The organism is Methanogenium marinum, from assembly GCF_028912405.1.
GTDB lineage: Archaea > Halobacteriota > Methanomicrobia > Methanomicrobiales > Methanomicrobiaceae > Methanogenium > Methanogenium marinum.
The window spans coordinates 491,340-514,891 of sequence record NZ_JAKELO010000002.1 but is presented as its reverse complement, the minus strand read 5'-3'; the positions used below and the strand labels follow the sequence as shown (position 1 = coordinate 514,891).

Genomic DNA, 23,552 nt, shown 5'->3' with positions numbered 1-23,552 from the left:
TATAAATGATAAGATGCAAAAAATGTTATCATGAGTTTTTCTGAAAAAACGGTATTTTACTTTGACCGGCCGGGAAAAGAAAATTCACACGATGCTGCAAAAATTGCGGTAACGCGTGCACAGGAACTTGGAATATCCACTATTATTGTTGCAAGCACCACCGGGAAAACAGCGAAGATATTTGCTGAGGCAATGAAAAACACCGGTATTCACCTTGTTGTGGTAACTCATCTTGTCGGGTTCCGTGAACCGGGAGTGTGGGAATTTGATGAGGCACATCTGCCATATTTCAAAGAAGAGGGTGCGGATGTTATCATGGGGACACATGTTCTGTCAGGCCTTGAACGCGCACTGTCAGCGAACCCAAAAATAGGTGGTGGATCACGAACTGATACTGTGGCTGAGACCCTCCGGCGGACGATAGCAATTGGACTGAAGGTGGCTGTGGAGTGTACGCTCATTGCCGCAGATCAGGGGAAAGTCCCGGTAGCAGAAGAAGTGATTGCAGTGGGTGGCACGGCACAGGGCGCTGATACGGTATGTGTTGTCCTCCCCGCAAATACGGCCCGATACTTTGACCTGCAGGTTCGTGAGATCGTAGCTATGCCACGGAACCGCTGAGAGACATACACCATGGTATTTCAATCACTCAAAGAAGCATTCCGCTGTATCCTGCGATATCCCCTTATTCTTCTGTCAGGAGTATGGGTCGGGTGTAGTGTGGCAGCTCTTGAATACTGTGTATTCAATGGTCTGAATTTTTATGCTGAAACCATTGGCTTCTTTGCAATCATCATCTTCCCGTTCTTTGTTGGGTCATCCTATGAAATGATATATAGGGAAGATGGGGCACTGTCAGCATTTTGGACAGGGGGTATCTCCCGGTATTTCGCCGTTCTGCTTCCAGGAGTATTTGTAACGTTCATCGGTAGTGTTGCAGCATTTATTCTCACCATTATTCTTGCTGCAATTGGTGGAGGACAGGATGATATGCTGATGATTATGGGTGTATTCTGGATTTTCATCCCGATAGTGTTCTTCTTTTTCTTCTACGATACCGCAGTGGTTCTGGAAGATAAGAAGGTTTTTGCTTCTTTGTTGCGGAGTTTGCAATTTGTCCGTTCCCGCCCCTTTGAGGTAATTGCATTTTATTGCGCCTGCTTTATCCTTCTCATTGTGTTGTTTATTGCAAGTGCCTTCATTGGTTCTGTTTTCCTTGCAGGTTCAATGGTCTTTGATCCGTCTCTTGATGTGAACACACTTTTGAATATGACCGTGGAAGAACAGCAGGCTCTTATTGGAGAGGACGGGTTGTCTCTTATTATTGCCCTGTATGCAGTGGTGGCGGGTATTTTTACTGCAATTCTTCTGCCGTTGAAAGCGGTATTTTACCAGCGGCATGTCCAGGGCATCTCTGAAGAGAAGCAGGAAGAGGAGATACAGGAAGCAGAAAATAAGGGCGGTGTCTATGATGAAAAAGGACGCTGGTACAAATATTAGTGCTTCCCTTTTTTTGTGGTTTTTTTAAAATGTATAAAAATCAACGGAGATGGTGAGTGGTCTCTCCTGACGGGTAAAATAATCTGCATCTTTTCGACGTTCTCTGTTTCTTTTTTGGGACGGTTAAGCTGGGTGTGAAGGGTGAAAATCCGGCCGGATGAATATTGGAAACGTGGGCTACTGTGTTTCCCTCATTCCTGTTTTTTGTAACCCTTTGTCCACCCTTTTTGACCCCGTTTATTGGTGAATTGGGGCGTGAAATGAACGTATTTTCTGCTTTTTTTTACTTGTGAAAAAATACGGCTGTAATGCCTTTTATTTGCTAAAAATACGGTTGATTGTGAGATACTGAGCGGTAGCTATTTGCAGGAATTTTGGGAGGATGTATTGGTTGTCTCAACCGAGAACAGTCCACTCCGTGGTGCTATGAGGGTGGTTTTTTCCGGGGCAAATATTGGCCGGATGTGTAATCGATACGTTATTTGGCTGTAAATTGCAGGACGTTCTATCAAAATGACGATAAATGAGTTGTCCGCAGTTACAAGAGAAAGCAAACAGCACATCTGGTGCCCATCACCCGGAAGAATAATCTGAATTCCATGGTTGGGAAACGGATGACGAATGAAACTAATAAGGCAGCAAAGAATGAGTGGAATTGCCGGTTTTCCGAATTCTCAAATATTAAAAAGAGATGAATGCATAATACACTGCCATCGCAAATATGCCGGAAAGTAACGTGGCAAGGAAATTCGTTCCGGCATTCCCGATGAGGTTTTTATTTTCATATAATGCACCTATGAGGCTGTCGATGTTCGTGCCAAAAAAACCTGCAAGCACTGTGACAACAACAAGTGTCGGGTCAGCAACGTGCAACAGATATGCCAATGCTGCAATGACAACTGCGCCCGCTGTTGCTGCAAGTTCTCCTACTATTGTCACACCTCCGTTTGTTCCCCGCGGTACCTCTCTGAACGTGGTGATGAGGCGGGGTGTCTTTCCTACAACTCCGATTTCACTTGCGAGGGTGTCTGAGGTGGCGCAGGCGACACTTCCCAGAAAGAGTGCGATAAATATGGGATTCTGGGTGACACCATACAGGATTGCCCCGCTGAGTGACACGAGTCCGTTTGCGAAGACATTGAAGTATCCACGCACACCTCCGTGGGATTCTGCCACGCCCAGTTCTGTCTTCTTTTTAAACTGGAATTTTGTGGTTCCCGCACCAAGAATGAAGAAGGTAAGCATGATCAAAAACCAGCTCACGTCCGTGAAGACAATGAGAAGTATGCCCATCAGTGCTCCGGAAAAAAGACCGGAGACATCTGCTGCTTTCAGTTTGTATGATGAGAATGCAAATCCAAATCCGATGATGACTGCAATGAGAAGAATGGTTGTCTCAACATGATATCCAATGTCATAGAAGAGGAGCATTGTCATTGCAACTCCCAGCGTCTCGATGAAGATACTATCCTGACGGTCGCGCAGAATGGAGTGGAGCATAAGAGCAACGATAACTCCTGTTACAGCCACAAACGGGACGTTATATCCGGAATACATCATCACCATGAATGCACTGACGAAGGCGACAATGGTGAACGGGATGTATCCTTTTGTACCCCTTCCTGCAATCCGGTAGGCAGTCTCACCCATAATTACGATGGCAAACGTGGTGGAAAAAACCACCAGAGGTATTAGTTCAAGGCCATAGAACACTGCTATCGCTGCGATGGACACTGAGGTATAGCGGGATTTTTTGATGAGAAAAAGCAGTGCACAGATAAGCACAACAAAAAGTGAGAGAAGCCAGGGGGGAGATACGTATGGGGCAATAATGATGCATATCAGCGAAAGTGCTGACGCTGCCCACATCTCTGTCTCCCATTCCATTGTTCTTATTTTTGTGATTCATGGTTAATGGGTTTATGCCTGATGAGTTTTGTTTTCCTGAATATTATCGGTATTTTTGGTTCATGAGATATGGATTGTTCCCATTTGATTGCCCAATCTCAGATTACTATTAAGAGAAAAAACAACCAATGTTTCTGAAATGTCTCCATCAGCGGAAATACCGAAGACGTATGATCCTAATTCTGTGGAAGAGCACTGGCTACAGGAATGGAAGGATGAGGACAATTATTTTGATCCCGTCTCGACGAAACCGCAGTTTATTATCGACACACCTCCCCCCTATCCGACAGGGAACTTCCACATTGGAAACGGGTTTAACTGGTGCTATATCGATTTTATCGCACGGTATAAGCGGATGCGCGGGTTCAATGTTATGTTCCCACAGGGGTGGGACTGTCATGGTCTTCCCACCGAAGTGAAGGTTGAAGAGATTCACGGTATCACCAAAAATGATGTATCACGTGATACATTCAGGCAGATGTGCCGTGATTTAACGATTCAGAATATTGAAAAAATGCGCGCGACCATGCGGCGGTGCGGTTTCTCAACTGACTGGAGCAATGAATACATCACAATGATGCCGGAGTATTACCGGAAGACCCAGATCTCATTTCTCCGGATGCTTAAGGCAGGCGACATATATCAGAGTGAGCACCCGGTCAATTTCTGTACCCGATGTGAAACAGCTATTGCATTTGCAGAAGTTGCCTATGAGGACCGCACCACCCTTCTGAACTTCTTTAACTTTGATGGTGTTGAGATTGCCACCTCCCGGCCCGAACTTCTTGCTGCCTGTGTGGCCGTTGCTGTCCATCCGGATGACGAACGGTATGCAGGGTGTGAAGGGAAGTCTCTGGCCGTGCCGTTCTTTGGCTACAACGTGCCGGTTATAACCGATGTGGCAGTTGACCCGGAGTTTGGCAGCGGTGCGGTGATGATCTGTACGTTCGGTGACAAGCAGGATGTGCACTGGTGGAAACAGCATAATCTTGACCTGAGAAAGGCGATTAACTCATCCGGAAGGATGACTGCCATTGCAGCCCCCTATGACGGCCTGACCTCGAAAGAATGCCGTGAAAGAATCCTTGCTGATATGAAGGAAATGGGCATTCTGGTCCGGCAGGAAAACCTGGAACAGCGTGTCGGTACATGCTGGCGCTGCAAGACTCCGATAGAGATTCTCAGTGAACGCCAGTGGTTTGTGAAGATTCATAGTGAAGGAATCATCAAAGCGGCAAAGGAGATCACGTGGACACCGGATCACATGTATTCCCGTCTGGAAAACTGGGCATCACAGATGGAATGGGACTGGTGCATATCACGCCAGCGTGTCTTTGCCACCCCGATTCCGGTGTGGTTCTGTGATGGCTGTGGAGAGAAGATTCTCCCGGATGAAGCAGACCTGCCGATTGACCCGACCGCTGTGTCCCCGAAGCATGCCTGTCCGGTCTGTGGCGGGACATCGTTTACCGGAGAAACGGACGTACTCGACACCTGGATGGACTCCTCCATTTCTGTCTTAAACGTAACCGGCTGGGACGGTGGCGATATCCCGGAGCGCTTCCCTGCACAAATTCGTCCGCAGGGGCATGACATCATCCGGACGTGGGCATTCTATACCATTCTGAGATCCCTTGCCCTGACCGGGTCCAAACCATGGGAGGAGATTCTGGTGAACGGGATGGTGCTTGGTGAAGATGGCTTTAAGATGAGTAAAAGCCGTGGCAATATCATTCCCCCGGAAGAGATCCTCAAGGATTACGGCGCAGATGCATTCCGCCAGTGGAGTGCCATCGGTGCGGCAACAGGATCTGATATTGTCTTTGCCTGGAATGATGTGGTTGCTGCGTCCAGGTTCCAGACAAAGCTATGGAATATCGCACGCTTTGTTCTGATGCAGGCAGGGGACGCGGGTTCCCTTACTGAAGATTCAATGACGGTTCTTGCTGACCGGTGGCTGATGTGCCGGCTTTCTGCAACCGTGGCAGAGGTAACAGAGGCGATGGAGTCTTATCAGTTTGACCGTGCCATACGTGCTATCCGCGAGTTTTCCCGTGATATCTTCGCAGACAATTATATTGAACTGGTCAAAGGAAGACTCTACGAAGAAGAAGGGCCTGCACGTGACAGTGCCCTCTATACCCTGAGAACAGCACTTGCAACTATCTGCAGGATGTTTGCACCGATTTCACCGTTCTTTTCTGAGGAATGCTATTCATATCTGAATGCCGGAAGTGTGCATGCCGCAGGGTGGCCTGATCTCTCGTTTACCGATGCGGATGCATACCGTAACGGTGCCCTGCTTGCTGAAGTGGTATCTGAGGTGCGAAGGTTCAAGCATGATAATAAAATGGCTCTCAACGCCCCTCTTGGCGCTGTCTATGTGTATGCTGATGAGGAGATCGATGATGCCGGTGATGCGTCCCGTGCCCTGAATGCCACAGTGACCTGGACAACGGAAAAACCACAGCTTGAACGGGTTATATCCGATGTAAAATTTTCAATGGGAGTAATCGGACCTGCGCTGAGAAACAAAGCCCGCGGGTTTATGGATGCGGTGCGTGCACTCTCTGAAGATGACCTTCGCAGCGGTGTCTCACATGTGACTGTTGACGGAGAAGAGGTGGCAATCCCGGAGGGTTCGTATGAACTGGTTTATTCGTTCCGTGTTGCAGGAGAAGAGGTGGATGTTCTGACCCTGAATGATGGGGTCATTGTCACCGTTTCACGAATTGCCTGATACTGTCAGCAACAAAATTTCCAATTTTCTCTTTTTCAAGCATCGCATCAACAATGACGAATCGTTCCGGATCACGTTCTGCTGCCGTTAGATAATTCTTCTGGACACGGGTGAGGATGTCTGCTTTTTCAAAGTGTTCGGCGGTGTCGCGGTCATTGGAGAGTCTTTTCATCGCTTCTTCAACCGGGATGGTCAGAAGGTAGGTGTGGTCAGGGACAATAGTCCACCCACGGTGGACTGCCTCCAGCCAGCCAAGGGCATCCGGCAGAATGGAATCCAGCGTGACAGACTGGTATGCATAGCGTGAGTCACTGTAACGGTCAGAGATGACGACCTTTCCTTCTGATAGAGCCGGCCTTATTACGTCACGAATATGCGCGGCGTGGTCGGCCGTGAAGAGGAGCGCCTCTGCAACAGGGTCAATCTCTTCTGCGATACCTCTCCTGACCTGTTCTCCAATCCATGTTGATCCCGGCTCCCGTGTGATGACAGGCCCTAGATCTATCAGATTTTCGGTGAGATTTCTGATAAGTGTTGATTTGCCTGTTCCGTCTATTCCTTCTATGGTAATTAGCATTGTGTGTCCTTCCTGCCGGTATTCATCATTGTACAGCACCGTATTGTATTCCGCGTGCCCCCTCTTTCTTTCTGAAAAAAACCGGGGGATACGGGGCATAATGGTGTATGTCCGGATATGATCATACGTAATCACTATTATGGGGAGTATCCAAAAATAAGTATGGAACTCTTAGTCAGCCCCAGTAGTGTTGAAGAGGCACAGAGTGCCCTCGCTGCTGATATCATCGATGTGAAGAAACCGTCCGAAGGTTCACTTGGTGCCAATTTTCCGTGGGTTATTCATGCAATTAAGAAGCTGTCAGACAAGCCTGTCAGCGCTGCAATCGGAGATTATTCATTTCTTCCCGGTGGGGCCTCGCTGGCTGCGTATGGTGCAGCATCCGCCGGTGCAGATTATGTCAAGGTCGGTCTGAAATTTGACGGCGCAGATCGTGCTGCAGAACTGATTGAGGCTGTTGCAAAGGCAGTTCACTGGCAGTATCCTGAAAAGACTGTTGTTATTGCAGCGTATGCGGATTATGAACGGATGGGTACGATTTCTCCGATGGAAGTGGCTCCTCTTGTGGCAAAGTATGGTGCAGATATTGCCATGATTGACACAGGTATTAAGGACGGGAAGAGCCTCTTTGATTTCATGGATGAATCAGTTCTCGGAGAATATACGGATCTGAACCGAAGTCTGAATCAGAAGACTGCTCTTGCCGGTTCCCTGAAGTTTGAGGATCTCGAACCTCTTCGCCGTATAAATCCTGAAATTATTGGTGTCCGTGGAATGGTGTGCGGTGGGGATCGCAGCAGTGTTGTCCGGGAAGAACTTGTTGAAAAAGCAATGTCTTTATTGAGGTAATGAGAATGTACGCCGGAAAACTGCAAATTCCACTGGCCCTGACGTTCGATGACGTCCTGCTGGTTCCCGCTGAGTCATTTGTAGAACCATCAGAAGCTGACACCCATTCCCGGCTGACCAGAAATATAGCACTTAATAGTCCCATCATCTCGGCAGCGATGGATACGGTCACTGAATCACGGATGGCGATTGCACTTGCACGTGAGGGCAGTATCGGGATAATCCACCGCAATATGAGTGCAGAGCGTGAAGTGGAAGAGATCAGGCTTGTGAAACAGGCAGAAGATATCATTGAGCGTGAAGTTCTCACCGTTCAGTCTGATTCCACGGTTAGTGATGTGGATCGGATGATGCGTTACCATGACATTGGTGGTGTGCCGGTGATGGAAGACGATGTGATAATCGGTATTGTCAGCCGCAGAGATCTGCGCGGCATCGTCGGAAAGCGTGGTGATGAGAATATCCGCAATGTTATGACGCATGAACCCATCACCGCAGTAGATGGTATCGGTCTGGAAGAGGCTCTTGAGAAGATGTACACCAATAAGGTGGAGCGCCTGCCGGTTACGAATCTGGATGGCAGTCTTATGGGCATCATTACCATGCAGGACCTTCTGGAACGCCACCAGAATCCAAATGCTCTGCGTGACAGGGATGGCAATCTCTGTGTTGCCGCAGCTGTTGGTCCGTTTGATTTTGAACGTGCCGTCATGCTTTCTGAGGCAGGTGCTGATGCACTTGCCGTTGATTGTGCCCATGCGCACAATATGAATGTTGTATCAGCTGTCCGTGATATTGTGGAGAGTGTCTCTGCAGATGTCATCGCAGGTAATATTGCGACCAAAGAGGCTGCGGAAGAATTAGGTTCTGATGTTGATGCAGTTAAGGTTGGAATTGGCCCGGGATCAATTTGTACAACACGTGTTGTCGCAGGTGTTGGTGTGCCCCAGATTACTGCTATTGCGAATGTTGCAGAAGTGATGCAGGAGTATGATACGCCGGTCATCGCTGATGGTGGTATCCGGTATAGTGGTGATATTGCAAAGGCAATTGCTGCCGGTGCTGATTCGGTGATGTTGGGAAGTCTTCTTGCAGGAACAGATGAAGCACCAGGACGTCTTATTGCAATGAAAGGGCGGCGTTACAAACAGTATCGTGGTATGGGATCTCTTGGTGTGATGAGCGGTGGGGAATCAAGTGACCGCTACTTCCAAAAGAAGGATATTGGAAAGAACAAATATGTTCCTGAGGGTGTGGAAGGAGCTACTCCCTATGTGGGCAATGTTTCTGAAGTAATATATCAGCTCATTGGTGGCCTGAAATCTGCGATGGGATATACTGGTTCTAAGACCATTGCTGACCTTAAGAAGAACGGAAGATTTGTTCAGATTACTTCAGCCGGATATCTTGAAAGCCATCCGCATAATATCCTCATAACCGATGAGGCTCCCAATTATCGCGTGATGGAATAAACAACAAATATTTATATTATTTTTTACATTTACTTTAGGTAAGTATGATCGGTGATGATGGGGGCTCTGATCTTCTCGATATTCTTGGTAATCGCAACAGGCGGCGTATCATTGTACTTCTTCGGGAAAAGCCGTGTTATGTGACTGAGATAGCTGAGCGGCTGACGCTGAACCCCAAGGCAGTGATTGACCATCTTCAGTATATGGAGCGCGCAGAGTTCCTTTCCTCACGTACGGATACGCGGAGGCGGAAATACTACTGTCTTGTTCGTGACATCAGTATTGATATAAAAATGGCAGAACTACCAGACATGATTCAGAAATCATTCTCCTCGTCCCAGGACATGTTTTTACAATCCGTTCTGAATCTTCGTTCTCTTCTGGATGCCCGCAACAGGTATCTTGAGACGCTGGAGTATCTGGAGAGTGATCTAGGTGCAGCTATGGATGATCTTGTGTCTACGAGCAAAGAAATATTAGCTGGGGAAACAGAAATCAATCTAATAACCGCACTATGTAACGGTGATCTGTCTGTTCCTGAAATTCACAGGATAACAGATGTCCCTGTTTCCTCCATTGAGGGTGCAATTGCACGGCTTGAGGGGATAGGGATTGTAACGCGTCATGGACAAAAATATTCGGTGCGTGAAATAAATGGCAAATGAACCATACGACGATGTCTTCAGAAATCTTGCAAAAGCAATGGAAGAGATGATTCGCAACCTGCCCGGAGATGAACCTCCCCGGTTTATTGGCTGCACGATTATATCTGGTTCAGGTGATGACGGGCGTATCTTCCATATGGACGATTTTGAAGATGAGTTCGATTATGACCTTGTCGAGGATTCCGGTTTTTTTTACATCACTCTGGAATTATCCGGTGATGAATCCTCTGCACCCCGTGTGGAGTTCCGGGATCAGGAAGTGCGGGTGACCATAGAGGGCCGGGAATTTGACATTCCTCTTTCTGCTCCTATCCATCAGGGACAGGGCAGATTTGGTATAAAAAACGGTGTTTTGGATATTATCTGTCCGAAACTGAATTAAAGACAAATTCCCTCTTATTTTTTTAGTCTTTATCAGATTCGTCTGGTCCGTTATATGCAATAATAGAATTTGGAAGGTTTTTTTCCTGTGCAGGATGTTGTGGTTTGCATGTATGCATGCGGACTTCGGCAACGTGATCTTTTTTGTGAATTAGTTTTGGGGTGGAGGGATCTTCGTCATCTGGATTGAGCCATAAGGTGCGCTGAGGGAATGGGATCTCCATTCCGTCCTCTTCAAGTGCACACTTAATTTTCCAGAGCATGGTTGTTCTGATGTCCCACCATACTTCTGAAGGTGCCCACATGCGTGTTTTAATCATGACTCCGTCTGCTGCAAGTTCATCAACGAAAACTGATGGCCCGGGGTTTTTCAGACAGAATGGTTCGTTTTCAATGAGTGCTTCAATGATCTGTATCGCGCGGGATGCATCGTCCTGATAGCGGATTTCCACGTCGTATTCAAATCGGCGGGCAGTATTTGCTACATAATTGGTTATGGTAGTGGTGAATATTTTCTCATTTGGTATCCTGACATAGATACCTTCAAAGGTCTTTCCGATGGTGGAAAATATTCGTATGTCCTCCACAATGATGAGTGTGTCCTCTATGAGCACATTGTCCCCGATCTTAAGGGGCTGCTCAAAGATGAGGAAGATGCCAGAGATCAGATTTGAAACAACGCTCTGTGCTGCAAACCCGATGATGATACCGAATACACCTCCTGCAACGAGGAGGCCGGAGAGGTCTACTGGAAGATTTGGAAGGGCAATTAAAAATCCGATAAAAAATATTCCCCAGTATATGGCTTTGGTGATGAGGTTCAGGTCATTTTTCCGGACACGGTCTTTGAGAAATCTGCTGAGGTTGAGGGAAATAATTTTAGCGATGATGACTGCGAGAATGAGAATAATGATGAACCAGAGGATGTTGCCTAATGTGGTTTCGCCATAGACTGGTGCTGCGAATATGGATGATTCAAAAATGATGGAGGTGTTAATGATATCACTCATTGGTCAATACCCCCATTCCATAAGATATGTGCGTTTAATTGAAGGTATGTTGAGGGTGTGATAGATTTCGACTGCTTTCTGAAAATCTGATGCAGCAGGATTGCGGATGAACTCAGTTTCAGCAGTGGTTGGTGTAAGTATTTTCATGCATGCAAGCATTGATACATATGGGCCAAAATATATCTTCATGCTATACCCATCAAGAACAGTTTTGCTTATATTTGCCCATTCTGGGGTCTTATTTTGAATTTCCAGTCGGAGAACTCCAGTGCAGTATCGGTCTGTTTCCGGTGGGGATGAGTAAATGTCACTTGCAAAATATTTGGTGATAACTCCTCCTCCTGATGGTCCATAGAGTGAATATTTTTGCGGGCAGAAAGAGAAGGTGTCCACTGCTTCCATTTTTTTATTACCAAAGACGATGACTCCAATTTCTATTGGAAAAAGGAGATATATGATCTTAATCCCTTCAGGTTCTATGAGTATGGGAGTGAATTCGATTTCCAGATAATGGGTGACTTTTTTTGGGAGATTTACCGGTTCGATGGGGTTGACAGCTACGACAGCACTACCTGTTGTCAGGAGAGTTTTTAGAATTGTTTCTCCTCCTGGTATCTTTCTGATATAGCGGAAAAAGTCTCCATCTTCTGTTATGGAGAGGTTAATAGTATCATCTGAGTATTCGAAGGGAATTTCGTATCTCCCGTACATAGAATTACTGCTTTTATGCGGAATAATAACCTTTCTGTGAAATCCGTGGGAAATACTGCAGTTTGGATGGAACAAGGGGTTATATGGTATCATAAAAAAAACAGTACCGTGACTGAGTGATGCATAGTGTCATAGGCTTTAAAGAGCGCAGATATATTGAAGAACTTCGTATTCTTACCAAATCGATTGCACTTGACTGCATTGTAGATGATGGATTTGACCGGATCATTTATGTGGTTAAAAAAGGCGACATGGGTCTTGCAATCGGTAAAAACGGGGATAATATACGTAAGATGCAGAGAGTTCTGGGTAGGCGCATTGAGATGGTTGAGGAAGGTGTTTCTTTTGATGAATTTGTCAGAAACATTCTCCGACCAATTGATGTGCTGAAGACGGAAAATGATCCGGATGGTGAAAAGAAACGGATTGTTATTAGAAAAAAGGGTGATCTTGGTATTGCTATAGGCAGGGGTGGTTGTAATGCGGAAAAGGTGCGACTGTTGTGCCGGCTTATATATAATACAGAGGTTGCAGATATTGTAGCAGAGGGTGAATAACGTGGATGCTGACGTAATTGTTGATGTGTGGAATACGATAAATCAAAGGATGGAGGATCGCCCGGAGGGTTCGTATGTTGTTTCCATACTTACTCATCGTAAGGGGATGGATAAGGCCCTTGAAAAGGTGGGAGAAGAGGCGACTGAATTTATTCTTGCGGCGAAGAATGGTTCATCTGATCGAACAGTCGAAGAGGCTGCTGATTTGTTATTTCATATTCTGCTGGCTTTGCGTGCTTCTGGTGAAGACCTTGGTGATGTGCTTGAGGAGCTTTCCCGGCGACGCAACTGACTCTTCTGTATTTAACTGAATATTTTTTCTTAAAATCGATATATTTTTTATTTTTCTGCAACTGATCTGCGCGACCATGTGGGTGAAGTATATAATTCTGGGGCTGGGGTAATAATTTCATATATCCAGCGCTGTTTTTGGGGTAAAATCCGGAAATAATTCGGAAACATTATATCATGTGGCGTGCCATGTTGTTAGGTCGAATGTCTGGGACAAACAGGGGCGATTTCGCCTTTTTTGTATCGCAGGCAATAGCGTTTCTGAGAAATTAACTATCTGTAATTATCTGACATTTGTGTTGGTGGTTGCTGAGGTTTGATTTCTTATGCCTGACTTCAAATGGAAATACGAGGGTTTATATCGTCGGAGGTTCCATGTTGTTAGGTCGAATGTCTCAGGAATCTGGGGTCGAAATGACCTTTGATTGATTTGCAGACAACAAGATATCATAGAAATATGACTCTCTGTGTTCCTCCGAAATTTTTCGGACGATCGCAGAGAATAATCTCCGGACTCGAAATGGAAATGCGAGGGTTTATCATCCTTTAGCATCTATATTAGAGTCCGAGATTTTGATGGAGAACCGAAATCGCTCAGATGGGAGTGTCGGTTCTGACGTTGGCATTGGCAATGCGGAAATTTATTTAGTAACCGCTAATATCCTTTAAAAAATAAGTCGAACGTAAGTGTGCTTTGAAAAGCAAAACTGTGTATCAGTTTGCCTACTTCAAGAAATTAATTCTGGTTGATCCTGCCAGAGGTCACTGCTATCGGGGTTCGATTAAGCCATGCGAGTTGAGAGGGTTTAGACCCTCAGCGGACTGCTCAGTAACACGTGGATAACCTGCCCTAAGGTGGAGAATAACCCCGGGAAACTGGGGATAATACTCCATAGACTAGAGATACTGGAATGTTCTTTAGTCGAAAGCTCCGGCGCCTTAGGATGGATCTGCGGTCGATTAGGTTGTTGTTGGGGTAACGGCCCAACAAGCCTGTAATCGATACGGGTTGTGGGAGCAAGAGCCCGGAGATGGAATCTGAGACACGATTCCAGGCCCTACGGGGCGCAGCAGGCGCGAAAACTTTACAATGCAGGAAACTGTGATAAGGGAACCCCGAGTGCCCGTATACGCGGGCTGTCCAGGTGTTTAAAACGCATCTGAAGAAAGGGCCGGGCAAGACCGGTGCCAGCCGCCGCGGTAATACCGGCGGCTCGAGTGGTGGCCACTATTATTGGGCTTAAAGCGTCCGTAGCTGGACCGATAAGTCTCTTGGGAAATCCGCCGGCTTAACCGGCGGGCGTCCAGGAGATACTGTTGGTCTAGGGACCGGGAGAGGTGAGAGGTACTCCGGGGGTAGGAGTGAAATCCTGTAATCCCCGGGGGACCACCGATGGCGAAGGCATCTCACCAGAACGGCTCCGACAGTGAGGGACGAAAGCTGGGGGAGCGAACCGGATTAGATACCCGGGTAGTCCCAGCCGTAAACTATGCGCGTTAGGTGTACCGGTGACCACGAGTCACTGGGGTGCCGAAGGGAAACCGTGAAACGTGCCGCCTGGGAAGTACGGTCGCAAGGCTGAAACTTAAAGGAATTGGCGGGGGAGCACCACAACGGGTGGAGCCTGCGGTTTAATTGGACTCAACGCCGGAAATCTCACCGGATAAGACAGCGGAATGATAACCGGGCTGAAGACTCTGTTTGACCAGCTGAGAGGAGGTGCATGGCCGTCGTCAGTTCGTACTGTGAAGCATCCTGTTAAGTCAGGCAACGAGCGAGACCCACGCCAACAGTTGCTAGCTTGTTCTCCGGAATGAAGAGGACACTGTTGGGACCGCCTCTGCTAAAGAGGAGGAAGGAATGGGCAACGGTAGGTCAGCATGCCCCGAATTATCCGGGCTACACGCGGGCTACAATGGGCAGGACAATGGGTATCGACACCGAAAGGTGAAGGCAATCTCTTAAACCTGTCCTAAGTTCGGATTGTGGGCTGTAACTCGCCCACATGAAGCTGGAATCCGTAGTAATCGCGTTTCAACATAGCGCGGTGAATGCGTCCCTGCTCCTTGCACACACCGCCCGTCAAACCATCCGAGTGAGGTCTGGATGAGCCTGTGGTTTTTGCCGCAGTCGAATCTAGGTTTCGCAAGGAGGGTTAAGTCGTAACAAGGTAGCCGTAGGGGAATCTGCGGCTGGATCACCTCCTAAAGATTGGGTTGATGCGGTTACTAAATAAAACGTAAAATTGCTGATGTCGACATAATATGGGAACTTGGGCTTATAGCTCAGTTGGAAGAGCGCGGCGTTTGCAACGCCGAGGCCAGGGGTTCAAATCCCCTTAAGTCCATTGCCTGGTTTTCAGAGCTGTCATTCGTGACATATTCTTCTGAACACCAGGCCTCCCAATGCACCCGGCGACGTGAGTCATCGGGGAAGGGCCGAGAGTCTAACCGACTCATTGAGGCTGTGTATAGGTGTGCACATAGGACGTTAAATGAGTTTTAACGGACACAATCATAAAGACAAGCTGATACAAGCCTGTCAGTGGATGGCTCGGTTCGAGTGCCGATGAAGGGCGTGCCAAGCTGCGATAAGCTCCGGGTAGGCGCAAGGAGCCTATGATCCGGAGATTCCCTAATGGGACCTCCTGCTTCTTTTTTAAGAAGCGATCCGTAAGGATTGGGAACCCCCCGAATTGAAACATCTCAGTAGGGGGAGGAAGAGAAATCAAACGAGATGTCGTTAGTAAAAGCGATCGAAAGCGACAGAGTTCAAACCGAATCCCTTCGGGGACATGTGGTGTTGTGAGCCTTCCGTTTACCCAAACATCATAAGCGGAAATATTTCTGGAACGGTTTGCCACAGAGGGTGATAGCCCCGTACGCATACCGATGTTTGGCGAGGAAGTGTCTCGAGTAGTGCGGGTTGGAATTCTCGCATGAACCTGGGGGTCATCAACCTCCAAAACTAAATACTCCTCGAAACCGATAGCGAAATAGTAGCGTGAGCGAAAGCTGAAAAGTAACCCTGGAAAGGTGGTTAAAAGTGCCTGAAACTGATAGGTGATAGTGTGTTATGGCATAAAAGGATCTTTACATCGAAAGAACCCGTCGCGAGGCGGTAGTATGGGATGTATTGCCGGTGTCATAACTTACGTTTGGAAGAACGGGCCAGAGAGTTTATTCTGTTGGCGAGGTTAACCGGTAAGGGAAGCCGAAGCGAAAGCGACAAGTCCGTAGGTTTCGGCCATGGGACGACGTATTAATAGTGCGTGTAGTCGACAGGATAAGACCCGAAGCCCAGTGATCTATGCGTGGGCAGGCTGAAGGGTGACGAAAGTTGCGTGGAGGGCCGAAGCGGTATTGATATGCAAATCATTCGTGTGACCTGCGTATAGGGGTGAAAGGCCAATCGAACTGGGCATCAGCTGGTTCCTCTCGAAACATGCCGTAGCATGACCTGGCTGGAGATAGACGGTGAGGTAGAGCACTGACTGGAGGAGTTGGGGGAGAAATTCCTCACCTTCCTGTCAAACTCCGAATTCCCCGTCGTCGAAGAAGGCTGGAAGTCCGCACTACGGGGTAAGCTTGTAGTGCGTAAGGGAAAGAACCCAGACTGTGGTTAATGTCCCTCAGTGTAGGTTAAGTGTCAATACTAAAAGATGTCCTAGGCCAAAGACAACTGGAAGGTGAGCTTAGAAGCAGCTACCCTTTAAAAAGTGCGTAACAGCTTACCAGTCGAGGTTTAGGGCGCTGAAAATGGACGGGGCTAAAACCTACCACAGATACCACAGACCACCGCAAGGTGATGGCGTAGAGAGGCGCTCTGCATGGGTGGAAGCAGGGGTGTAAGCTCCTGTGGACCGTGTAGAATTGAGAATTCTGGCACTAGTAGAAGCATAGTTAGGTGAGAATCCTAACCGCCGAAGGGGCTAGGTTTCCTCGGCAATGTTCGTCAGCCGAGGGTTAGTCGGTCCTAAGTTGTACCGTAATTCGAGTACAGCGAAAGGGAAACAGGTTAATATTCCTGTACCATCTGATTGTAGTTAACTTCGGTTAACCCTGACGTTTCTGGATATGTTTTGCAGGGCTGTCGCCCTGTCTAATCGTATAAGCTCTTGGAGAACCGTAATGGTGAGAATTGAGTGAAAGCGTGATGGAGAAATAAAGCAAACTCCTGGAACCCGTGAAAAGGGAATCAGATGTCCGTACCGAGATCTGACACAGGTGCCCCTAGCTGAGAAGGCTAAGGCGTGTCGGTTTAATTGTGTTTAGGGAATTCGGCAAAATGGCCCCGTAACTTTGGAAGAAGGGGTGCCTGCCCGGTGATCGGGCAGGTCGCAGTGACCAGGGGGCTCCGACTGTCTAATAACAACATAGCAGACTGCAACTCCGTAAGGACTAGTATAGTCTGTGATTCCTGCCCAGTGCAGGTATCTGAAAACCGGGTTCAACCGGACGAAGGACCTGTAAACGGCGGGGGTAACTATGACCCTCTTAAGGTAGCGTAGTACCTTGTCGCTTAATTGGCGACTTGCATGAATGGATTAACGAGAGCCCTACTGTCCCAAACACAAGTCCGTTGAACATTTTATCCTGGTGCAAAGGCCAGTGACTCCAAATGGGAAGTGAAGACCCCGTGGAGCTTTACTGCAGCCTGTCGTTGTGTTACGGTATTCATTGCGCAGTGTAGATGGGAGATGTCGATCCAACCCTCGTGGGGGTTGGTTAGTCACCAATGAGACACCATCCTTTGATTACTGTAACACTAACTCCTTGTGAGGACATCGGTAGGTAGGCAGTTTGGGTGGGGCGCCACACCCTCGAAAAGGTATCAAGGGTGCCCCAAGGTCAACTCATGTGAGTCAGAAACTCACAGAAGAGTGTCAAGAGCAAAAGTTGGCCTGACGTGAACACGCAAAGCAAGTGTTCACGAGAGGAAACTCGGGTCTAACGAACCAATACGCGCTTTTGATGAGTGCTATTGACGACAGAAAAGCTACCCCGGGGATAATTGAGTCGTCGCCGGCAAGAGCACATATCGACCCGGCGGCTTGCTACCTCGATGTCGGTTCTTTCCATCCTGGCTGTGCAGCAGCAGCCAAGGGTGAGGTTGTTCGCCTATTAAAGGGGATCGTGAGCTGGGTTTAGACCGTCGTGAGACAGGTCGGTTACTATCTATTTGGAGTGTTAGAGGTCTGAGGGTAAGACGGAAATAGTACGAGAGGAACTTTCCGTCGTCGCCACTGGTATATCGGTTGTCCGACAGGGCAGTGCCGAGTGGCTACGCGATAATGGATAAAAGCTGAAAGCATCTAAGCTTGAAACCAGACCTGAAAAGAGACCTCGTTTGAGGGCACGGATAAAAGATCCGTTTGATAGGCTCGGGATGTACGCACGAAGGTAACGACGTGTTCAGTCCACGAGTACTAACGCCCAAATCAGCTAACACTGAAAACGTCCGTTAAAACTCAGACGAAATTCTGTGTGCACACCACAAACATATACAGCGTCATGTATTTGCGGCCATAGCAGCGGGGCAACACCCGGACCCATACCGAACCCGGAAGTTAAGCCCGTTCACGTAGTATGCTGTACTGAGTTGCGCGAGCGCTCGGGAACCATACTTCGCTGCAAATGCTCTGAAAAGCAAATTGAAATCTGTTCTGTAACTGTATTATACAAAAGAGCGTGAGCTTTCTTGTGTTGATTCTGACTCGTTCCTGCACATTCTTGGTAGTGAAATGTATAGCATTCTGTTCTGTATATACTATGCAAAAGAGCGTGAGTGTTTGAAATGATATTTCGCTACCTGTTTTCGTGATGATGAGATTTCAGTTATTGTAACGGGTACACTAATGAGCGTGAGCTCTTGGATACGATACTTTATTGCAAAGGTTTGTGAAGAAGAGATTCTACTCTGTAACTAATATGCTAAAGAGTGTAAGCTTTCGAAAATGATTCTTCGGTTGCAAAGACCGGAAAGGAGACATTCTGTTCTGTATATGGTATACAAAAGAGCGTGAGTGCCCGGGAATGATGCTGCATAGGCTGATTGTAGCATATGATCATGGATATTCTGACCCCCCACATAGACAGGAATTCATTCAGAACCTCCTGTACCTCTAGTGATTTCATTGAGTCTGCAGATAAGAGTTCCCCGGAGATGGACTTTGTTTGTTTTGAAATAAATGTCAGGATGATCTCAATATTGGTTATAATGTATTCAAGGCTACATCTGACTGCGTTCTTATCTTTATTCGGTTCAGACGGGAAGATAAGCTGTCCACAAGAAGAAAGCAGCCTGTTTTTTGTGTCCGGAAAAGATTTGAATATGTCTTCTGTATCACGGTATAACCTGAGACCACAAGCTTTCCTCCTTCCAATCCTCTCTTCTTCCTTAAGGACATCGAACACATTCCGGAACAAAACTCCTCATTCTCGCAGTTAGTAATCCTTGCTCCAAGAATCTCACGATATTCATCTTCTCTTACGACAACTGTGATGAGAAGTGCTTTGTTTACATGACCCATCCCATCACATACATTGAAATATGTTGCATCTACCAAAATATACGGAAATCTCGATTCAATTGGCCTGTTGAGGAATTCGTGGACGTGTTCATCAAATTCTTTTGAAATTCTGGATACACTTGAAGGAGAGAGCTGTTCTATGCAAAAGTGAGATACACAAAATAGTCTGAACCTTTTGTGTAGAGACGCCCTGAAGATAAGATTCAGCAATCATGTTCACAAGCGCTTTTTCCACACGGGCATATCTTCGAAACAATTATGTTTCAAAAGGAAACTTCCTGAACTGAGGTTTTTAAGATTTACCTCTCCATAGTTTCCATCTGCATAATGAGATTCTGCATCCCCTGATCATTGTCGCTAAGACAATCTTGTAATAACTCGTATGGTATCATTGTCCTGTACCTTCTTGTTCCAAATCAATGTTGGATACAGGACATCATCAATTATACAGAACTTTCGTTACACTACTGAATAAGATGTTTTAGGTGAGTTGTTGAGATAATCGAATGAATTCCATTATTTGATAATGTTCAGCATTTTCCGGATGATATCCGGATTATTTAGATATCTTACAATAGGAATTATATAGTAATCCGGTTGCATTTGATACACGTGGGGATTGTATGACGCAGAAACAAGATTCGATTTTATCAGATAATGCCGGCCGCCGTTATCGTTCATATACCATGAATTCTCTGGATGTTGTTCTCACACCAGGCACTCCTTCAAATCGTATTGTCACTGCTGCAGTGGCTTTAGCAGCATGGCGCTACCGACGTCGCCTGATGGTTCTCTCTCTGGCATATGCCACACTGACACGAGAGAAAGACAGATAAAGATGATGAAGAAGTCAAATCATCATGGTGATAAAATATGTATCCGTAAATTACTTTTGAGAATAATTTTTTTCAATTCAAAAAAAAGGGAAGATTAGAATATGTTATAGATCTGATCGGAGCCGGTGTCTGAAAGACGCTTGCGCTCGGTAGGTTCTTCAACAAGTGCAAGAATCGGAAGATCCATGTTTACACCAGGTACGAACCCGAACATCTTTTCCATCTCGACCTGCAGGGAGTGCATGAAGAGTGCATTCGGGATGTCCATTGCACAGAGTTCTTCGCACTGTCCGCAGTTCACACATGAATCAGAAATGTGGCTGAACCTGATAAGGTGGAACATGAAGGGCGGTGGAACCTGTCCAGGGGTAACCAGGTGTGGCTTCTTGGTGGAACACTCGACACAGTAACAGATTGGACAGTTCTCAATGCACTGGTAGCACTTGATACAGCGTGAAGTCTCATTCATGATGAACTTCAGGCGGTCTTCGCTCTCACCAAGCGCACCGAACTGTGCTGCACGGTGTTTGTCCGCGAGCTTGAACATTGCATTCTCGATCTTGCCGCGAATCTCAATACCCTTGGGGATTGGTTCTGCGGTTTCGATTGCGCCTGCTTTTGTTGCGCCCTCGAGAAGTGCTGCTCCCTTGTCGCTGCATACTTCAACGAAGGTTGCCTTGCCTGCTTTAGGACCAATGACTCCCCAGTTACCGCATGCGAGATCGCACTGGCGGGGAACCTTTGTTTTACAGCGCTGGCAGTTTGCACGGCGTCCGTATCCTGCTTCCTCAAGTTCGTCGATAGAGATACCCTTGTGCTCACCGTTCTGGTCAAGAACAATGAACTGACCTTTGTCAATTTCTTCTTTGACAACGGAGTCAGGGTCCATCTCAAACTTGTCTGCAATCATTGTCCGTGCCAGAACCGGGGAGACGGATCCACCACAGTTGAGACCGATCATGATGACATTGTCAAGGTTGATCTGTTTTCTCTTTGCGAGCTCGTACATTGCTTTTGCATCGCATCCTTTGAGTGTGACTGCAAGCTTCTCATTCTTTGCACCGTCAAGATATTTCTTGATCAGTTTTGGGAGGAGAAGTGTACCACAGTGGAGTGATCCTGCACAGTCTGCGAGCTCAGCCGGGTCTTTGATGAGGACAGGTTTTGCATCGTAGATGTCGTATCCCTTCTTCACCGTAAGGACTGCATCGACCATGCCGCTTTCAAGAGCGTACTTGAGAAGTGCTGTGACTGCACCGCCGCACTCTCCTTTCTCAAGGATCGCTGCATCACTTGCAGATGCGTATACCATATCGCCTTTAGCTACCATTTTCAGGCCTCCTGAATTTTCTCAACCTTCACTGAACAGGCCTTGTACTCCGGAATCTTAGCGATTGGGTCAAGAGCGTTGTTGGTCAGGAAGTTTGCTGCACATTCTGCAAAGTGGAACGGCATGAACATGACACCTTTCATGATGTCGGGGGTGACCTTTGCAGGAACCTCGACTTCACCACGGCGGGAGATTGCTTTGATCATCTCTTTGTCTTTGATGCCAAGTGCTGCTGCGTCTTCAGGATTGATTTCAATCCATCCGGTCTTTACTTCATTTGCAAGAGTGCTTGAACGACGGGTCATGCTACCAGTGTGCCAGTGCCAGATACAGCGGCCGGTGGTAAGGATGAACGGATATTCTTCGTCAGGTACTTCTGCAGGAGGTTTCCATTCGATTGCGTGCATAACGCCCATTCCGTCAGGGTGGGAGCACTTGTCGATGTGGAGAACTGGTGTGCCAGGGTGTTCTTTTGTTGGACATGGCCAGTGAAGTGCCTCAGGTTTGTTGAGACGTTCGTAGGTCATTCCTGCATAGGATGGAGTCAGTGATGCCATCTCGTTGAATACATCTTCTGATGTTTCCCATGCAAACTGGTCTGCATAGCCCATTGCTGCTGCAACGTCAGCGATTATTTTCCAGTCAAGTTTTGCCTGGCCTGGAGGTGCCTGAGCAGTTCTCCACATCTGAACACGGCGTTCTGTGCTGGTCTGTGTTCCGTCTTTCTCTGCGTAGCAGGTGGCGGGAAGTACAACATCAGCGTGCTGTGCCGTCTCAGTCAGGAAGATATCCTGGACAACGACGAATTCAAGATTTTCGAATGCATGCTCAACGTGGTGAATATCAGGGTCGGACAGGAATGGATTTTCTCCCATAATGTACATTGCCTTGAGTTCACCAGGGTTGTCGGTTAAGACATCCATCATAACGGTTACTTCGTATCCGTTCTGAGCTGCAGCGATACCGTCAGGGAATGCCCATGCATCTTCAAATTTCTTGTGTGCAACGGGGTCAATGACCTTCTGGTATGCGGTGAATACAACAGGGAGTGCTCCCATATCGCAGGCACCCTGAACATTGTTCTGTCCACGAAGTGCATTCACACCGCCTCCACGCCTGCCGATATTACCGGTAAGCATCTGGAGGTTTGCAGTGGACTTCACATTGTCAACACCACATGTGTGCTGGGTGATACCCATGGAGTAGAGCAGTGCACAGGATTCGGCGGTTCCGATCCATTCTGCTGCGGTTCTGAGTTTATCTGCTGGAATCCCTGAGAGTGTCTCGACATTCTCCGGCAGGTAAGCGTCCTGGAGAACGGTTGCTTTGAGCTCATCATAGCCCTTGGCGCGGTTCTGAACCCAGTCCTTGTCTTCCCAGCCGTTTCTTATGATCTCTCCCATGATACAGTTCAGGACTGCGACATCACTGCCTGATTTGAACTGCATGAAGAGGTCAGCCTGCTTTCCGGTTGCAGTTAACCGTGGGTCAACGTAGATGATCTTTGCGCCTGCTTTCTTTGCCTGCATTACTTTGCGGCCGATAAGCGGGTGCTGCTCAAATGTGTTGGACCCGATAATAAAGACACACTTTGATTCTGCGATATCCAGAATAGAGTTGGTCATTGCACCGGAGCCGAATGATGCAGCAAGACCAGCAACAGTTGAAGCATGGCAGAGACGTGCGCAGTGGTCGATGTGGCGTGTTTTAATTGCACCACGTGCGAATTTCATCAGAGCATAGTTGTCTTCGTTAGAAGTACGTGCTGATGAGAGTACTGCACACTCGTCAGGAGTGTAGCTTTTGAATTTCTTTGCGATGAGGGCGTTTGCCTCTTCCCAGGTTGCCTCCACAAACTTACCGTCCTTTTTAATGAGCGGCGTTGTGAGGCGGTCCTCTCTGTTCACAAACTCGTGGGCGTAAGTACCTTTTGGGCATAACTTACCTTCATTGACAGGAGAACGGTGATACGGAGCTGTATCAACGACCTTACCGTCTTTGACCACGAGATTTAATGAACAGCCTGTCCCACAGTATGGGCAGGTTGTCTGAACGTATTTCATGTCCATTATCATTACCTCGAACAAACATATTTTGGTGTTGTATTATTTAACGATAGTGTTTAACTGCGGATTCTTGATGAATATCGGTGGGGCGGGGCGTTTTTGACGAGTTGACGTCTGCCGGGGTGA

18 protein-coding genes, 1 tRNA gene and 3 rRNA genes are annotated in these 23,552 nt (G+C 47.4%); 14 read left to right on the top strand and 8 right to left on the bottom strand.

Annotation, left to right across the window (positions count from 1 at the left end):
• The first annotated feature begins 30 nt into the window (after positions 1-30).
• Together L0665_RS02915 and L0665_RS02910 are read left to right on the top strand one after the other, a co-directional pair.
• Positions 31-621 (top strand): pyruvate kinase alpha/beta domain-containing protein, encoded by a 591-nt coding sequence (locus L0665_RS02915; protein WP_274924208.1) that lies wholly within the window; start codon positions 31-33, stop codon positions 619-621.
• Positions 622-633: 12 nt separating this feature from the next.
• On the top strand, positions 634-1,500 hold the full coding sequence (locus L0665_RS02910) for a DUF7847 domain-containing protein (RefSeq protein ID WP_274924207.1): 867 nt from the start codon (positions 634-636) through the stop codon (positions 1,498-1,500).
• A gap of 681 nt (positions 1,501-2,181) precedes the next feature.
• Here L0665_RS02910 and L0665_RS02905 read toward each other — a convergent pair.
• The gene (locus L0665_RS02905) at positions 2,182-3,387 is read right to left on the bottom strand and encodes a DUF92 domain-containing protein (protein ID WP_274924206.1); all 1,206 of its coding nucleotides are present in this window, start codon (positions 3,385-3,387) and stop codon (positions 2,182-2,184) included.
• A gap of 160 nt (positions 3,388-3,547) precedes the next feature.
• Here L0665_RS02905 and L0665_RS02900 point away from each other — a divergent pair, with 160 nt between their 5' ends.
• Positions 3,548-6,148, top strand: coding sequence for a valine--tRNA ligase (locus tag L0665_RS02900; protein ID WP_274924205.1), 2,601 nt, complete (start codon positions 3,548-3,550; stop codon positions 6,146-6,148).
• Here L0665_RS02900 and tmk read toward each other — a convergent pair.
• Complete coding sequence (gene tmk / locus L0665_RS02895; RefSeq protein WP_274924204.1) at positions 6,126-6,725, bottom strand: dTMP kinase; 600 nt, start codon at positions 6,723-6,725, stop codon at positions 6,126-6,128. The genes L0665_RS02900 and tmk overlap by 23 nt on opposite strands.
• 162 nt (positions 6,726-6,887) lie before the next feature.
• On the opposite strand from tmk, the gene L0665_RS02890 reads away from it, so the two are divergent.
• The 4 genes from L0665_RS02890 to L0665_RS02875 are packed head-to-tail and all read left to right on the top strand — an operon-like array spanning position 6,888 to position 10,093.
• The gene (locus L0665_RS02890; RefSeq protein ID WP_274925712.1) at positions 6,888-7,574 is read left to right on the top strand and encodes a (5-formylfuran-3-yl)methyl phosphate synthase; all 687 of its coding nucleotides are present in this window, start codon (positions 6,888-6,890) and stop codon (positions 7,572-7,574) included.
• Positions 7,575-7,579: 5 nt separating this feature from the next.
• Positions 7,580-9,046 carry an IMP dehydrogenase gene (gene guaB / locus L0665_RS02885; RefSeq protein WP_274924203.1) on the top strand — a complete coding sequence of 489 codons (1,467 nt, stop codon included), beginning with the start codon at positions 7,580-7,582 and terminating at the stop codon, positions 9,044-9,046.
• Positions 9,047-9,090: 44 nt separating this feature from the next.
• Positions 9,091-9,711, top strand: coding sequence for an ArsR/SmtB family transcription factor (locus tag L0665_RS02880; RefSeq protein WP_274924202.1), 621 nt, complete (start codon positions 9,091-9,093; stop codon positions 9,709-9,711).
• Complete coding sequence (locus L0665_RS02875) at positions 9,701-10,093, top strand: Hsp20/alpha crystallin family protein (RefSeq protein WP_274924201.1); 393 nt, start codon at positions 9,701-9,703, stop codon at positions 10,091-10,093. The genes L0665_RS02880 and L0665_RS02875 overlap by 11 nt, the downstream gene beginning before the upstream one ends.
• A 22-nt stretch (positions 10,094-10,115) precedes the next feature.
• Here L0665_RS02875 and L0665_RS02870 read toward each other — a convergent pair whose 3' ends face one another.
• A complete protein-coding gene (locus tag L0665_RS02870; RefSeq protein WP_274924200.1) occupies positions 10,116-11,102 on the bottom strand; it encodes a mechanosensitive ion channel family protein in 987 nt (328 codons plus the stop codon).
• A gap of 3 nt (positions 11,103-11,105) precedes the next feature.
• Positions 11,106-11,813 (bottom strand): DUF432 domain-containing protein, encoded by a 708-nt coding sequence (locus L0665_RS02865; RefSeq protein ID WP_274924199.1) that lies wholly within the window; start codon positions 11,811-11,813, stop codon positions 11,106-11,108.
• Positions 11,814-11,932: 119 nt separating this feature from the next.
• Here L0665_RS02865 and L0665_RS02860 point away from each other — a divergent pair, with 119 nt between their 5' ends.
• The 6 genes from L0665_RS02860 to rrf all read left to right on the top strand — a co-directional run bounded on the left by L0665_RS02860 (position 11,933) and on the right by rrf (position 18,301).
• Complete coding sequence (locus L0665_RS02860) at positions 11,933-12,370, top strand: NusA-like transcription termination signal-binding factor (protein WP_274924198.1); 438 nt, start codon at positions 11,933-11,935, stop codon at positions 12,368-12,370.
• A gap of 1 nt (position 12,371) precedes the next feature.
• Positions 12,372-12,662, top strand: a complete 291-nt coding sequence (hisE, locus tag L0665_RS02855; RefSeq protein ID WP_274924197.1) for a phosphoribosyl-ATP diphosphatase — start codon at positions 12,372-12,374, stop codon at positions 12,660-12,662.
• A gap of 738 nt (positions 12,663-13,400) precedes the next feature.
• A 16S ribosomal RNA gene (locus L0665_RS02850) occupies positions 13,401-14,868 on the top strand.
• A 68-nt stretch (positions 14,869-14,936) separates the two neighbouring features.
• Positions 14,937-15,009, top strand: a tRNA-Ala gene (locus L0665_RS02845).
• A 173-nt stretch (positions 15,010-15,182) separates the two neighbouring features.
• Positions 15,183-18,113 (top strand): 23S ribosomal RNA (locus tag L0665_RS02840).
• A gap of 66 nt (positions 18,114-18,179) precedes the next feature.
• Positions 18,180-18,301, top strand: a 5S ribosomal RNA gene (gene rrf / locus L0665_RS02835).
• Together the 16S, 23S and 5S rRNA genes with 1 tRNA gene alongside form the textbook arrangement of a ribosomal RNA operon.
• 575 nt (positions 18,302-18,876) lie before the next feature.
• Here rrf and L0665_RS02830 read toward each other — a convergent pair.
• Entirely contained in the window at positions 18,877-19,302 is a 426-nt protein-coding gene (locus L0665_RS02830; RefSeq protein WP_420847043.1) for a transposase, read from the bottom strand.
• Positions 19,286-19,408, bottom strand: a complete 123-nt coding sequence (locus L0665_RS10840) for a hypothetical protein (RefSeq protein WP_420847042.1) — start codon at positions 19,406-19,408, stop codon at positions 19,286-19,288. Before L0665_RS10840 ends, L0665_RS02830 begins: the two co-directional genes overlap by 17 nt.
• A gap of 409 nt (positions 19,409-19,817) precedes the next feature.
• Here L0665_RS10840 and L0665_RS02825 point away from each other — a divergent pair, with 409 nt between their 5' ends.
• Positions 19,818-20,030: a hypothetical protein gene (locus L0665_RS02825; protein ID WP_274924195.1), complete on the top strand. Its 213-nt coding sequence runs from the start codon at positions 19,818-19,820 to the stop codon at positions 20,028-20,030.
• A 94-nt stretch (positions 20,031-20,124) separates the two neighbouring features.
• On the opposite strand, the gene L0665_RS02820 is transcribed toward L0665_RS02825, so the two are convergent.
• Positions 20,125-21,360, bottom strand: a complete 1,236-nt coding sequence (locus L0665_RS02820; RefSeq protein WP_274924194.1) for a Coenzyme F420 hydrogenase/dehydrogenase, beta subunit C-terminal domain — start codon at positions 21,358-21,360, stop codon at positions 20,125-20,127.
• Between the two features lie 2 nt (positions 21,361-21,362).
• A complete protein-coding gene (gene fdhF, locus L0665_RS02815) occupies positions 21,363-23,429 on the bottom strand; it encodes a formate dehydrogenase subunit alpha (RefSeq protein ID WP_274924192.1) in 2,067 nt (688 codons plus the stop codon).
• Between the last annotated feature and the right edge of the window lie 123 nt (positions 23,430-23,552).

Excerpts from the sequence above, each read along its gene's own strand:
- L0665_RS02915 (WP_274924208.1), top strand. The coding sequence starts at position 31 with ATGAGTTTTTCTGAAAAAACGGTATTTTACTTTGACCGGCCGGGAAAA.
- L0665_RS02910 (WP_274924207.1), top strand. The coding sequence starts at position 634 with ATGGTATTTCAATCACTCAAAGAAGCATTCCGCTGTATCCTGCGATAT.
- L0665_RS02905 (WP_274924206.1), bottom strand. The coding sequence starts at position 3,387 with ATGGAATGGGAGACAGAGATGTGGGCAGCGTCAGCACTTTCGCTGATA.
- L0665_RS02900 (WP_274924205.1), top strand. The coding sequence starts at position 3,548 with ATGTCTCCATCAGCGGAAATACCGAAGACGTATGATCCTAATTCTGTG.
- tmk (WP_274924204.1), bottom strand. The coding sequence starts at position 6,725 with ATGCTAATTACCATAGAAGGAATAGACGGAACAGGCAAATCAACACTT.
- L0665_RS02890 (WP_274925712.1), top strand. The coding sequence starts at position 6,888 with ATGGAACTCTTAGTCAGCCCCAGTAGTGTTGAAGAGGCACAGAGTGCC.
- guaB (WP_274924203.1), top strand. The coding sequence starts at position 7,580 with ATGTACGCCGGAAAACTGCAAATTCCACTGGCCCTGACGTTCGATGAC.
- L0665_RS02880 (WP_274924202.1), top strand. The coding sequence starts at position 9,091 with ATGATCGGTGATGATGGGGGCTCTGATCTTCTCGATATTCTTGGTAAT.
- L0665_RS02875 (WP_274924201.1), top strand. The coding sequence starts at position 9,701 with ATGGCAAATGAACCATACGACGATGTCTTCAGAAATCTTGCAAAAGCA.
- L0665_RS02870 (WP_274924200.1), bottom strand. The coding sequence starts at position 11,102 with ATGAGTGATATCATTAACACCTCCATCATTTTTGAATCATCCATATTC.
- L0665_RS02865 (WP_274924199.1), bottom strand. The coding sequence starts at position 11,813 with ATGTACGGGAGATACGAAATTCCCTTCGAATACTCAGATGATACTATT.
- L0665_RS02860 (WP_274924198.1), top strand. The coding sequence starts at position 11,933 with ATGCATAGTGTCATAGGCTTTAAAGAGCGCAGATATATTGAAGAACTT.
- L0665_RS10840 (WP_420847042.1), bottom strand. The coding sequence starts at position 19,408 with ATGATTGCTGAATCTTATCTTCAGGGCGTCTCTACACAAAAGGTTCAG.
- L0665_RS02825 (WP_274924195.1), top strand. The coding sequence starts at position 19,818 with ATGACGCAGAAACAAGATTCGATTTTATCAGATAATGCCGGCCGCCGT.
- L0665_RS02820 (WP_274924194.1), bottom strand. The coding sequence starts at position 21,360 with ATGGTAGCTAAAGGCGATATGGTATACGCATCTGCAAGTGATGCAGCG.
- fdhF (WP_274924192.1), bottom strand. The coding sequence starts at position 23,429 with ATGGACATGAAATACGTTCAGACAACCTGCCCATACTGTGGGACAGGC.